14 protein-coding genes are annotated in these 12,585 nt (G+C 46.6%); 9 read left to right on the top strand and 5 right to left on the bottom strand.

Translation table 11 applies throughout. The features are described from left to right. Window positions 1–31: 31 nt before the first annotated feature. From WBJ53_RS14275 to WBJ53_RS14265, 3 genes are read left to right on the top strand one after another with little or no spacing between them, the layout of a single operon-like run. Window positions 32–484, top strand: a complete 453-nt coding sequence (locus WBJ53_RS14275; protein WP_338876815.1) for a viral A-type inclusion protein — start codon at window positions 32–34, stop codon at window positions 482–484. Then, window positions 423–1,118 (top strand): SCO family protein, encoded by a 696-nt coding sequence (locus WBJ53_RS14270; protein ID WP_338876814.1) that lies wholly within the window; start codon window positions 423–425, stop codon window positions 1,116–1,118. The genes WBJ53_RS14275 and WBJ53_RS14270 overlap by 62 nt, the downstream gene beginning before the upstream one ends. Further along, entirely contained in the window at window positions 1,115–1,543 is a 429-nt protein-coding gene (locus WBJ53_RS14265; protein WP_338876813.1) for a c-type cytochrome, read from the top strand. Before WBJ53_RS14270 ends, WBJ53_RS14265 begins: the two co-directional genes overlap by 4 nt. Window positions 1,544–1,637: 94 nt before the next feature. On the opposite strand, the gene lptC is transcribed toward WBJ53_RS14265, so the two are convergent. The 3 genes from lptC to WBJ53_RS14250 form a co-directional block, all read right to left on the bottom strand. Beyond that, window positions 1,638–2,195: an LPS export ABC transporter periplasmic protein LptC gene (gene lptC, locus WBJ53_RS14260; protein WP_338876812.1), complete on the bottom strand. Its 558-nt coding sequence runs from the start codon at window positions 2,193–2,195 to the stop codon at window positions 1,638–1,640. Between the two features lie 63 nt (window positions 2,196–2,258). Continuing rightward, the gene (locus WBJ53_RS14255) at window positions 2,259–3,575 is read right to left on the bottom strand and encodes a hypothetical protein (RefSeq protein ID WP_338876811.1); all 1,317 of its coding nucleotides are present in this window, start codon (window positions 3,573–3,575) and stop codon (window positions 2,259–2,261) included. Continuing rightward, on the bottom strand, window positions 3,532–4,302 hold the full coding sequence (locus WBJ53_RS14250; RefSeq protein ID WP_338876810.1) for a type III pantothenate kinase: 771 nt from the start codon (window positions 4,300–4,302) through the stop codon (window positions 3,532–3,534). The genes WBJ53_RS14255 and WBJ53_RS14250 overlap by 44 nt, the downstream gene beginning before the upstream one ends. A gap of 630 nt (window positions 4,303–4,932) precedes the next feature. Here WBJ53_RS14250 and rho point away from each other — a divergent pair. After that, entirely contained in the window at window positions 4,933–7,146 is a 2,214-nt protein-coding gene (gene rho / locus WBJ53_RS14245) for a transcription termination factor Rho (RefSeq protein WP_338876809.1), read from the top strand. An 83-nt stretch (window positions 7,147–7,229) separates the two neighbouring features. Beyond that, entirely contained in the window at window positions 7,230–7,376 is a 147-nt protein-coding gene (locus WBJ53_RS14240; RefSeq protein ID WP_338876808.1) for a hypothetical protein, read from the top strand. 40 nt (window positions 7,377–7,416) lie between these two features. On the opposite strand, the gene WBJ53_RS14235 is transcribed toward WBJ53_RS14240, so the two are convergent. Beyond that, entirely contained in the window at window positions 7,417–7,932 is a 516-nt protein-coding gene (locus WBJ53_RS14235; protein ID WP_338876807.1) for a hypothetical protein, read from the bottom strand. A 288-nt stretch (window positions 7,933–8,220) separates the two neighbouring features. Between WBJ53_RS14235 and WBJ53_RS14230 the strand changes: the two genes are divergently transcribed. From WBJ53_RS14230 to WBJ53_RS14215, 4 genes are read left to right on the top strand one after another with little or no spacing between them, the layout of a single operon-like run. Continuing rightward, window positions 8,221–9,924, top strand: coding sequence for a 7TM-DISM domain-containing protein (locus WBJ53_RS14230; protein WP_338876806.1), 1,704 nt, complete (start codon window positions 8,221–8,223; stop codon window positions 9,922–9,924). Beyond that, entirely contained in the window at window positions 9,887–10,513 is a 627-nt protein-coding gene (locus WBJ53_RS14225) for a response regulator transcription factor (protein ID WP_338876805.1), read from the top strand. Before WBJ53_RS14230 ends, WBJ53_RS14225 begins: the two co-directional genes overlap by 38 nt. Window positions 10,514–10,567: 54 nt before the next feature. After that, window positions 10,568–11,479: a sterol desaturase family protein gene (locus tag WBJ53_RS14220; protein ID WP_338876804.1), complete on the top strand. Its 912-nt coding sequence runs from the start codon at window positions 10,568–10,570 to the stop codon at window positions 11,477–11,479. A 38-nt stretch (window positions 11,480–11,517) separates the two neighbouring features. Next, entirely contained in the window at window positions 11,518–12,237 is a 720-nt protein-coding gene (locus tag WBJ53_RS14215; protein WP_338876803.1) for a hypothetical protein, read from the top strand. On the opposite strand, the gene WBJ53_RS14210 is transcribed toward WBJ53_RS14215, so the two are convergent. Further along, window positions 12,224–12,535 (bottom strand): GNAT family N-acetyltransferase, encoded by a 312-nt coding sequence (locus tag WBJ53_RS14210; protein ID WP_338876802.1) that lies wholly within the window; start codon window positions 12,533–12,535, stop codon window positions 12,224–12,226. The two genes, WBJ53_RS14215 and WBJ53_RS14210, sit on opposite strands and share 14 nt — an antisense overlap. Window positions 12,536–12,585: the final 50 nt, after the last annotated feature.

Below are 12,585 nucleotides of genomic sequence, written 5' to 3'. Positions count from 1 at the left end.
CTCCTGTTTCTTTCGTTTTCCTACCGTTTTTATGCTTAAGCCTATTTTACAACTTGTCGGAATCTTCAGTCTGGCCTTTCTTTGGGTAGCTTGTAATCAATCAGATGAAGAAACTGTCAGGCAAGCGGAAAATGATGTTTTCGCCATTCATGACGATATTATGCCGCTAATTGACGATGTCATGAAAATGCGGAAAGTAGTAAAAGCCCGAATTGCCTCGCTCGACAGCGCAAAAGCAACAGGTACAGCTACTCTTCGCCTTGACGAAGAGCGCGATCAGGCACAACGAATTGTCAGAGACTTGAACGTTGCTGACAGCCTGATGATGCGCTGGATGGATCAATATAAAAATGATACGATTGCCAGCTTGTCGACCAAAGATGCCCTCCGCTACCTGGATCAGCAAAAAGAACAAATCTCCGATGTTAAAACAAAAATCAACAATAGCCTTTCTGAAGCGACTACGTTTATGGCCAAACCTTAATGCCTGGATCGTTTTATCGGGTCTGACTATACTAGGCTGGAGTTGTACTTCATCGGGCGATAAATTGCCAATTCTGGGTCAGCGCAAAGCAGTACTCAAAACAGTTGATGGCAAATTAGTTACAGATTCGGTTTATCATACGATTCCCGATTTCAACTTTCTTAGTCAGTATGGCGATACGGTTACGGCTAAAACCTTCGCCAACAAAATCTATGTTGCCGATTTTTTCTTTACGTCATGCCCAACCATTTGCCCGAAAATGAAAGTACAGCTTAAGCGAGTCTACGAAAAGTATAAGAATAATCCTGATGTTGCTTTACTTTCGCATTCGATAGACCCCGAACACGATACGGTACCTGTATTGAAAGAGTTTGCAGACAATTTAGGAATCACGGGGCGCCAATGGTTATTTGTAACCGGCGACCGGGAAAAAATCTACGACATTGGCCAGAACAGTTATATGGTAACTGCACAGCAGGATTCGTCAGCAGTTGGCGGTGTTGTGCATAGTGGTGCCTTTATTCTGATTGACAAAGACAAACACATTCGGGGCCTTTATGATGGCACAACCGAAGCCGGGGTCGGCAAATTGATGAACGATATGGACCGGCTACTGGCCGAATATAAACAATGATGCGATTTTGGAGTGGGTTATCCCTCGTAGTCCTTATTTTTTTGGGGAGTATATCCTGTCAGGACGATCAGGAGATAAAACGGCAGCGGTATATTACCGAGGGGATCTTAATTTATAAAAATACATGCGCTAACTGCCACCAAAACAAAGGGCAAGGTCTGGCATCCTTATACCCTCCTATTGCGGGAGCAGATTACCTAACCAACAAATCGGATGTGATTTGCCTGATTCGTTATGGTCATCAAGGGGCACTCGTTGTTAATGGCAAAACCTACAATCGGCCGATGCCCGCTCAACCTCAACTTAGCGATCTGGAAGTAGCTGAGCTAACCACTTACCTGTATAACGAATGGGGAGGGGAAACAAAAGTTACTGATGTTAAGACAGTTACACCAATTCTGCAAAAATGCAAACACCGTGAGTAGGGCTGGAAGTGCTCACGAGTAGCGTTATAAACTATTGTCCACAGAGAACACAAAGAAAAAAGCGCTGTACCTCTGTGGACAATACTATTTTGATTTAAATACCGGGGCCGCCTTCCATATTAAACACGCCTGTTGGCTTTCGAATTGAGTACTGCGAAAAATCCTGGTTCGCATCCAGCCCCAGCCCGTAGAGTTTTTCGCCGGAAAGCTGACTGATAACAGCAACGTGTTTGTCGGTAAATACTTTCTTGGTAACCGGATTCCAGTTAAGCTCCGAAGTCAATAATTTTTCCTGTTTTTGCTTATTCACAACCACAACATGCCCCATAACCGTATACAGGTCTTTGGCTTTGTCGTAGCGGCCCGAATCAGAAACGAGCGTAGTAACCTCCTCGCCACCAGGGCCATAAAAAATGATATTTACTGGCTTGGGGTATTTTCGGTTATCGTTCAGATAGCGATACTGTTTGGCTGTTGTTAACTTAACTTTCAGTTTTGCGGCCTCACTATATAGCAATCGAACATCGTTGATTTCTTCGATTGGCCCCTGGTATGGCTCTACTTTTTTGCCCGTTTTCGGTTCACCACAGCCACTCAGCCATACGCTCAGCAGAAAAATGGGCAAAACAACTAATAAACGACTCAGATTCATTGGGTAAGCTATGTGGATGCTATCAGCATAACACGACGGCGATCGGGTAAGTTTTCAAACCATTTAATCAATCACTGGTTTTCTGAACCAGCGGTCGGTCAATGAGAATCCTAAAGCAATCCGTACATACTGTTCCCGAATCTGATGCCCGGTCAGGACACCACGTTGCCCACCCACCAGCGATAAGGTGATATGGTTAACATAATAAGCCCCAACAGGCAGCGATACCCCAGCGCTTACGTTAACATCGTTAATCTGATTGCCCAGCAGCTTATAGGGCATTTGATTATACTGAAAACCAGCCCGATATGTGATCAGGTCGGTATATTTGTTCGACGTAGGCTTGGGCGTATATTCCAGACCCGTTGCAACTGTCATACCATCGTTCAGATTACCTGCTTTGTTATCGACAGTTCTGTATTGCCCCCACTTCTGAAAACCGACATCGACCCCAACCAGAAAGCGGTTCAGCCGTTCCAGACTAACCCCAAAATGAAGCTGCTCTGGCAGCGTTGCATGCCCCGCCGAGTTATTACGCAACGTATCGGCCGCTCCCAGGTTAAGCCCTGCATTTGTTGTTTCCTGATAAATTTCGGTCTGGCTCGCCTTTACCCGCATTTGGGGATCATAGGTAGCTCCCAGGTTTAGCACCCAGTTATCGCTTAGTTTCGGGCGCCAGGCGGCCCCTAATTTCCAGACAACATCTTTATAGTTCGTTCGGCTTAGCTGGGTAACAACGCTATTTGGATCCGTAATGCCAATCTGGCTAATAATTATCCGTGAATCGGAAGAGTAAGTAATATTACCGAACAGGAACGAGGCCTCGAAACCGAAATACAAATTCTTGAAAAAGCGGTAACCTGTTGCAAAGGATGCCTTGTTTAAGCCACCTTTCCCCGTATAATTATACCTAACAGCCGATGTGCCTTCTGGAAACAGATCAGTCTGTGTAAGCGAATAATTTACGTACGTATAAGGCCTGAGGTTCAGCGACATACTCCAGCGCGAGCTGGCTGGAAAAGCCAGTGCCAGATAACCCAGATTGCCGCCGAAATTGCGTTGTACCAGGTTCGAATTCCCGGCATTCTGGCTAAGCACCTGCGACTGCCCAACCAGACCAACTTCAAACACCGTATAGGGTGGCCGGCTTCCGAGCAAAGCCGGATTTTGCAGATTCAGATAGAATGGACTGGCATTACTGATTCCAATTCCGCCCATTCCAATATTGGTAGCATTACCCAGTGGGTAGAGTTCTCCAAGACCCAGTGCTGAATACGGTGAGCTACCTAATCCCTGGCTCAGCACTATCGGCGACGTCGCGGCAGTGGCCAGCAAACTAATACATAGTACCCGGCTTATCCGCGTGTAAATTCTCAACATTATAGCGTAAAATTCGATTCAATCCCACCAGCACCAATTCCGGCACTGCAAATATCGGCTGTTTCAAACGACTTTCAAAAACTGGAGCATCGCCCCCACATACCAAAATCACCAGATTCGGGTATTCCAGACGATATTGGTCAATGAGGCCATTGATTTCAAACAGCATTCCATTCATAACTCCACTTTGCATAGCATCCCGCGTAGTTCGGGCTGTCAGTACTGGCCAATCTTCAGCCAGATCAACCAAAGGCAACCGGGCTGTCTGTTCATGCATCGCCCGGAACCGCATTCGCAATCCGGGCGAAATCAATCCGCCCCGAAAAACAGTTCCACTCACAACCAAATCAGCAGTCATGCAGGTACCCAGATCGATAACCAAACAATCCTGTTCAGGAAACAAAGCCGTGGCTCCAACAGCGGCCGCAATTCGGTCCGTTCCGAGTGTATGGGGGGTATCGTAGTCCTTATAAATTGGAACAGGGCTCCCCGAATCCAGCACCCACACCTCGCAATCAGCACGAATCAGTTGAGCCTGAATGTCTGTAGCCGAACGACTTGTTGACGAAACCAGAATGTGAGCCAGTGATTTGTTGGTTGTATTTCGTAGGGCCAGCTCGGCCATCAGATCCTGAACCTTCTCATAATGCCGGGTTTCCAGCAACGTATCGTCGTCGAACCATCCAACTTTAAGGCTTGAATTTCCCCAATCAATAACAAGATTCATTAGTACGTATTGGTGAGTATGCACACTCGTTTCCTGATCGTACCCGAAAGGTAACGACAGTTTCGGGTGCAACCATTGTTAAATACTGCCTTTTTAAGGATTTTTAAGGATTATTTAGTTCACTATGCAACAATCTGATATTTCTGTTGTAGATTAGTATTGATAATAGCTATAGATAGCGAATAACCAGCTATCCATCGCATAATCGAATAAAATAAGGGAAACATTTTCCAATTAATAACGTTATCTTGACAAAACCGGATTTGTTCGTTACCTTTGTCTGTATTAATCCTGCAGGCAGGTAATATTCTTCCCTAGTAGCAATTCAGAGTTACGACGGATTTTCCGATTTTCCAACCCAATTTATTAACCACCGTGTCTGGCCTCACCAGACTCCCACGTTTGTATCAGGCAAACTACGTCTTGTTTATTTTTGACTTATTAGCATAGCACACATATTCTGAACTTTTCAGGTTAGTTTCATTTGGCAACCAGCGATCTCATCGATCATCGTATACAGTCACAGCCAGTCGGCCCGATAAACTGCCCCCCTACACTCAATCAAGCCCCATTTTTTCACTATTCCCGTATCAACGGTCTTTTTTAAGGTTTATTGATAACCTGCACCTTATGTTAAAGAAAGAAGAATTAGATATGAAGCTTCTCTCGGAGCTTCACCCTATTGCCGAGCAGTTTGGCATCCGTAACATTGCCAAATTCACGAAAGAAAAACTCATATACGAAATATTAAAGCTGCAATCGGAACGGCCAGGTCCTGAAGATACAACCCCTGTTGAGGAATCTCCACGCCGAAGTCGCCGGACCAAAACGGCTGCCGTTACTCCCGCTCCTGCTGAGGTAATCGAGCCCAGCAAGCCCGCAACAGCCGAAAAAACGCCTAGCCAACGGACACGGCAACGCGTTCGGCGCGATGCCGATGCGGCCGACATTCCGGCTCCCACTCCAGAAGATGGCATGACTACAGTTCCGGAAACAACGCCTATTGAAACAGCACCAGGCTCTTTTCCTACTGATACTCAACCGCTGGCAACCGAAACCCCTCAACCAACACCATCGCCAACCGAAGCTCCGGCTCCGGCAGAAGAGCGGGCCGAAGTGACGAATACAGTTGTACGTAACCGGAACGAAACCAGTCGCGACCGCTCAAATCCGTCATTCCGAACCAACGAACCAGGTCAACAACGGAACGACCGTACTAATAACGCCCGTCCCGATGGTAACCGTCAACGTAATCAGCGTCCCGATACGTCTCAATCAGGCTCGCGCGACGCTGGCAACCGGCCACGGTTAGAAAATAATCGGGACTCTCGGGAGCCAGGCAATTCGGATCGAGGTCAGCGCGACAATGCCAATCCTCGTCGCGAATTTAGCCCACGCGATACTGGTGGTCAAGAGCGTGGTTTTCGTGAACAACGCCCTCGTACACACCGCGCCGTAACCGACGAAACCGCGCTGACACTGGGTAGTCAATCGGATGAAGAATTCATGACTCCTACCGTCATTTCAGAAGATAATGCAGGCAATATGCAATCGGCGGGTGAGTCTACCGTGCCCATGAACGAGGTTCAGTCTCCGGAAACGCCATCTGAAACACCCCAGGGATTACCCCAACCCCAACCTCAGCCACCGGTTCAACAGGCAACTCGCGACGCTCAGGAATACCAGAATCGGATTCGTCGGCAGTATAATCAGCACATCCGGGAGTTCGATGGCATAATCGATAATGAAGGTGTTCTGGAAATTATGCAGGATGGCGGCTATGGCTTTCTCCGTTCAGCCGACTACAACTACCTGGCCAGCCCCGACGATATTTATGTGTCACCTTCGCAGATTAAATTATTCGGTCTGAAAACCGGCGACACCGTTCGGGGCGCAATCCGCCCACCTAAAGAAGGCGAAAAATACTTTGCCCTACTTCGGGTTTCGACTGTAAATGGAAAAACAACGGAAGAAATCCGCGACCGGATTCCGTTCGAGTACCTCACTCCTCTGTTTCCGGAAGAGCAACTCCACCTCAGCAACCGGCCCGAAAATTTTTCGTCACGGATTTTGGATCTGTTTGCTCCTATTGGAAAAGGCCAGCGCGGTATGATTGTTGCCCAGCCTAAAACAGGCAAAACAGTACTGCTCAAAGAAATTGCCAATGCCATTACCAAAAACCACCCTGAGGTTTATCTGATTGTGCTGCTGATTGACGAACGGCCAGAAGAAGTAACGGATATGGCCCGCAGCGTCAATGCCGAAGTTATTTCGTCGACATTCGATGAACAGGCCGACCGGCATGTGAAAGTATCGAGCATGGTACTGGAAAAAGCCAAACGCATGGTCGAGTGCGGACACGATGTGGTGATTCTGCTTGATTCCATTACGCGCCTGGCCCGTGCTTATAATACGGTTGTTCCTTCGTCGGGTAAAATTCTGTCGGGGGGTGTCGATGCCAACGCGCTGCACCGTCCGAAGCGGTTCTTCGGGGCTGCCCGGAACGTAGAAAATGGCGGTTCGCTGACCATTATCGCAACAGCCCTGATCGACACCGGCTCCAAGATGGACGAAGTAATTTTTGAAGAATTCAAAGGCACGGGTAACATGGAACTCCAGCTCGACCGGAAACTGGCCAACAAGCGGGTTTATCCGGCGGTCGATGTACTGGCTTCAGGTACACGTCGCGAAGATTTGCTGCTCGACAAAGAAACATTGCAACGTGTCTGGATTTTGCGTAAACATATGGCCGACATGAACCCAATGGAAACGATGGATTTTCTGCTCGAACGCATGCGGGGTACGCGCAACAACGAAGAATTCCTGATTTCGATGAATCGGTAAGATTCCGTACATACCCTGTTTGCAAACTAAAAGCCACACCGTTAAAAAGGGGTGGCTTTTAAATTTCGATGGATTAACCATATTTGCGAAAACGTATTCAGTCGATGAATCAGTATGTATCAAGGCCCAATCTTTCGCGGACTGCTTTCTGGGATGTCGATTTCGATACAATCGATTTTCAGGCCGACAGTCTCCTGGTCATGAATAAGATTTTCAACTATGGTATTTAGAAAACACGTCCCCGCCCACGCACAATACACACAACTACTCTCACTTAATGTCGATTGGGATAGCTATCTCAATTGGTTTCACATCCTCTACTATGTCCATTAGATCTTCCCAAGAAGCAGGTTCTAAATTGTTTACCTGTTTTGGGAAAGACAGAATTTCAGAGGGAGAAAATTCAATCATTTTTTCCTCACTCACAGCAAATTGAGCACTATAAGTACGAATAGCATAGGCTAATGCCTGGGGAGCATGTTGGAGCAAATCCAATTGGGCTGCACCATTATGTGCTTGTCCAGCCATTAACCATCTTATCCCAATGTCTGGCCTTCCATTATTTACTGTCCAGTAAATTGATTGCCGTACACAGTCACGCGCTGATAACGGGCCTCTCACCAAAGTTGGATTAACCGGCCAAACTACAAAGAACAAGCAAACTGGCTTTCCGCAAGCTCCTTCCTGTGACCACATCCAATCAATATTGATTTCGTAGCTAGGTTTCTCTAAACTTTCCATAAAAAAGGTGTTTTTAAGTGAATAATTATGAATGATTTTATCCAAAAAGGTGTGGATAGTGATTTGAACACGACAAAGTTCCGTTGGAGAAGCCTCCCCTGACAATCCCCCTTGAGGGGGATTTTTTTAATCTCTTTATGTCTCATTATTTTGTAGTAATAAATGAATGACAGTGCCTTACCACTGATCTGTATGCGAAGGGGTCTCCTGTGGCTGATATTTTTTGTAGCTTCTTTTGAGAGTCAGGCACAACCCTGCCTACAAATAGGCTCTACATTCAAAAGTTCCTATCTGTCAGGCTGTTTATCCATTTTCACGGATTCGACCAATCAGTTGTCCGTTTACGACTTAGATACCAGTCGTTTTCAACTATCTCGTACAGAACAACCGAACTTTGCCACAGATGGACTTGTCCACTGGCTAACCTTTAGCTGTCAAAACGTTGATACTCAATCGAGGCAACTTACCGTCGAAGTCGATATTGTGTATGCCGATGAAATGAGTTTTTATGTTTTGAAGAATGGAAAAATAATCCAGCAGATTGAGCATTATAGCTGGCAAACACCTCTTTGGAGCCGGGAAGTCCCGTCGCGCTACTTTGCCTTTCCACTGGAGTTAAAGCCTGGTGAATCGGTACGCGCTTATATTCGGGCGCAGGAAAAAAATGGCACGCTGATTACCCCTATTTCCGTCTGGGATCGGACAGCATTTGACATTCGTGCCACCAAAGAAACTACTGCTTTTTTAGTTTCAGCTACTATCCTGATTTTTGTTGGTTTGGTCGGCCTGCTCGTATTTATATTCCTTCGGAACACTCTATGGCTTTTTTATGCAATACATGCAATCGGTACGGCAATGTATGACCTGACAGCCGAAGGTTTTCTGGCCCATTATGCTCCCGCCCCTTTCAATGCCCTGAAATCCTACGCAATTGGTGTTTCATTAAGCTGGTTAGCCAATTTACTATTCACAAAACAGTATATATATAAGCCTATCAAGCGTTTACCGAATTGGCTTTTACGGACTCATTATAGTCTTGTTGCCTTGCTCGCCATCTGGCTTTTCCTTCTAATTGTCAACCCATTTACAAACGCAATGGCGGAGATTTCGCTCTTTATAAATGGATTAATCCCTGTGTTTGTTTTTCTTAGTTTACTGATTAGTAAACAACGGGGCAGTAAGGAAGCAGCGCTTTATTTGGTTGCAATCGTACCCTTATTGTTTATTGTTTTTATCCGGGTTTTAGCAAGCTCCAATCTCATTACGGCCCAGAACTGGCATTACTATTTCCGGTATTATGCTCCCTTATTCGAAATCATTGTGCTTGGCATAGGCACCATCCGGCAAGCAATAAACGAACGCGAAACCATACTGCTTCAGTTAAACATAATCCAACAGGAAGTTATAATTACCCAGGACACCGAGCGCCAGCGAATTGCGGCCGATCTACACGATGACCTCGGTGGCGTTATTGCCACGATCAATCACCAACTAGAGCTAAGTTTGCAAAGCAACTCGGTCAACGAATTACATCAAACCATTCAGGGCATTCGAAAAATTACGGCCAAGGCTAGCGATAAAATCCGTAGCATTGCCCACAACCTGATGCCGCCCGATTTCGAACGCCAGGGCCTGGTAGGAAGTGTGCAGCAACTGATGAATTCGCTAAACGATGCCCGGTTTCGGTTTTCAACCTTCGGCGCCCCCAAACGGCTGGCTCCCGAAATTGAACTGAATGCGTATCGAATTGTATCAGAACTCGTTCACAATGCTCAAAAACACGCTCAGGCTCAACAAGTACAGGTCCAATTGCTGTTTCATACCGATAACCTGACGCTCATGGTAGAAGATGACGGTATTGGCAATCAATCGGCAAAAAATAATACCCAGCAGACAGGAATTGGATTAAAAAATATATCTTCAAGAGTCAATTATCTTAACGCCCGCTGGCAGACTGATACCTCAGAGCAGGGAACCACCACGCTTGTTGAAATTCCATATGAGTTCGTCTCAGGGAAAAATCCTGATCGCCGATGATCACCGAATGTTCAACGATGCAGTAGCCAGTATGCTACGGCCTCTGTTTGGCCATATCTGGCAGGTTTTCGACGGAGCCGATCTACTGTATACTATTCAGGCTCACTCGCCCGAACTGCTTTTGTTAGACATCAACTTACCCAATCTGAACGGGCTCGAAGCGGCCCGTATGCTTCGTCAGCAGGTATCCCGGCTGAAAATCATGCTGGTAACCATGTACAACCATGCTCATTTCGTAGCCGAAGCTCAATCCCTGGGCTTGGAAGGTTACCTGCTGAAAGACTCTCCATCTCAAGTACTAATCAATGGAATTCAGACGGTGCTGGAAGGAGGCCGCTTTTTTGACCCGAAACTTCAGAAGTTCCCCGAATCGTCCGACGATTTCGTGAAAGGTTTTCTGCTCACCCGGCGCGAAAAAGAAGTGATCCGAGCGTTAGTTGCTGGCAAAAATGCAGAACAGATTGCTAACGATCTTTGCATTGCCTACGAAACCGTAAAAAGTCACCGCAAAAACATTTATCTTAAGTTAGGTATCAATAGCCTGGTCGACCTCATCCGCATAAGCCAGGCCCAGGGCTGGACCGAGTAAGTATCTTGAATAAAGCTAACAAAATCACTAATTTGCACTGAACACAGAAAAAACATGAAGGATCTGATTCAGTATGCAATACCGGGCTTTGTTATTCTGCTCGTTGCTGAAGTGATAGTAACGGCCATTCAGCAAAAGGATTATTACAATGCCAAAGACACGGCCAGTAGCCTGTCGATGGGAATTGGCAATGTTATTATTGGCATTGTCGGAAAAGTGATTGTGTTTGGTGCTTATTCGCTGGTGTATCAGGTTCGGCTGTTTACGATCGATATGACCCAGTGGTGGGCATGGGTGCTGCTTTTTTTTGCCGACGATTTCAGTTACTACTGGTTTCACCGGATTAGTCATAGTAGCCGCTATTTCTGGGCATCGCACGTAGTACACCACTCATCCATGAAATACAACCTCGGCACGGCGCTACGCCAAACCTGGACTGGTAACCTCAGTGGTGCATTTATTTTCTGGGTTTGGCTCCCTTTGGTGGGCTTTTCGCCGGTTGCGGTTATGACTATGCAGGCCATCAGCCTACTCTATCAGTTTTGGATTCATACCGAACTGATCAATAAATTTCCGGCACCGATCGAGTATATTTTCAACACGCCCTCCCATCATCGGGTCCATCATGGCTCCGACCTGGATTATCTCGACAAAAATCATGCGGGTGTGCTAATCATTTGGGATCGTATGTTCGGTACGTTCGAACCCGAACGCAACCGCCCAACCTATGGGCTGACCAAAAATATCGATTCACATAATCCGGTACGAATTGCGTTTCATGAATGGGCCGATATTGGCCGGGATCTGAGTAAGGCTGGTTCATTCAGAAATGCGGTGGGCTATCTCTTTGGCCCTCCGGGCTGGAGCCCTGATGGCTCCCGAAAAACAACCCGGCAGCTACGGGAAGAACAGAAACGAAACGCTACCCACCCCCAGGAGCCCCATTCTCAACAATTCAGTCATTGATTTAACCCGATAACCTGTTTTTGAGTTAAATCAGCATTATGATACAGACGTTATTGCTAGCCTGTTTGCTGATTCAGACTCCAGTCGATTCCCTTACTCCGACCGACTCGGACAGGCATGTACGTGCACTTATTCGCCCTGCTTTCAACCTCGACTTTCGAAATTCCTTTCTGCAACAACAGCCTGTCAATGTTTGGGGCGTAAATGGTGGCATTCAGTTTGGCAAGAAACGACACCAGCTTACTCTTGGCTATTACTGGTTGAGTTACGCAACCTATCTGCGATTGATTGACTGGCGACGAAATGCGGCCAAACGAATTAATCTTGGCTATTATACCCGCACCGATCTATGGTTTGTGAACCTGCTGTATTGGTGGAATCTCAAAAATAACAACCGCTGGACTATTAGCGTACCCGCCGAAATTGGCGGAGGCATTGCCTATGCATTACCGATCGATCTGCGCCAGGAATCGCCCATCGACCGAACGAAACGCGATTTTTTTGTACCCATACAACTGGGCGTTTATACCCAATGGAAAGCCACCCGCTGGGTAGGCCTGAGCGGTCAGATTGGGTACCGTTATTCTGTATTTCAGACCGACATTCAGCAAAACTTCAACGGAACATACTATAGTGTTGGCCTCTCTATTTTTCCAGCCCTTTTTCTGGATATATGGAAAGCGGTTAAATATAAAGCCCGAATCTCTCCAATCCGCTCACCCAGGTTCCCCAAAAAGACACCCCTCAAAAATCATTAACCGAATACTCCGTGGAAACGACATGGCTCCATTCGGGATGCCGTTCCAGATAAGCAGCAACGAAGGGACAGAGCGGCACAATTTTCAGATCGTGACTCTCAACATAGCTCAGCATACCAGCAACTAATCGCGAACCAACGCCTTTTCCTTCCAGACTACGATCCACTTCGGTATGCACCACAGCAAGGGTCTGGTCGTCGATGTCCTGATAAGCAATTATAGAGAGTTTACCATCGATCTCCAGCTCGAACCGATGATGATGGCGGTTATTGCGAACAAGGGGCTCAGCAGAATTCATACTGTATCTCGTAGTTTTATGTTCAAGTTACCAATTTTCTATTCACCTTT

It is taken from the genome of Spirosoma sp. SC4-14, from assembly GCF_037201965.1.
In the GTDB taxonomy this organism is placed as follows: Bacteria; Bacteroidota; Bacteroidia; order Cytophagales; family Spirosomataceae; genus Spirosoma.
This window is presented reverse-complemented; position numbering and strand designations above follow the sequence as displayed.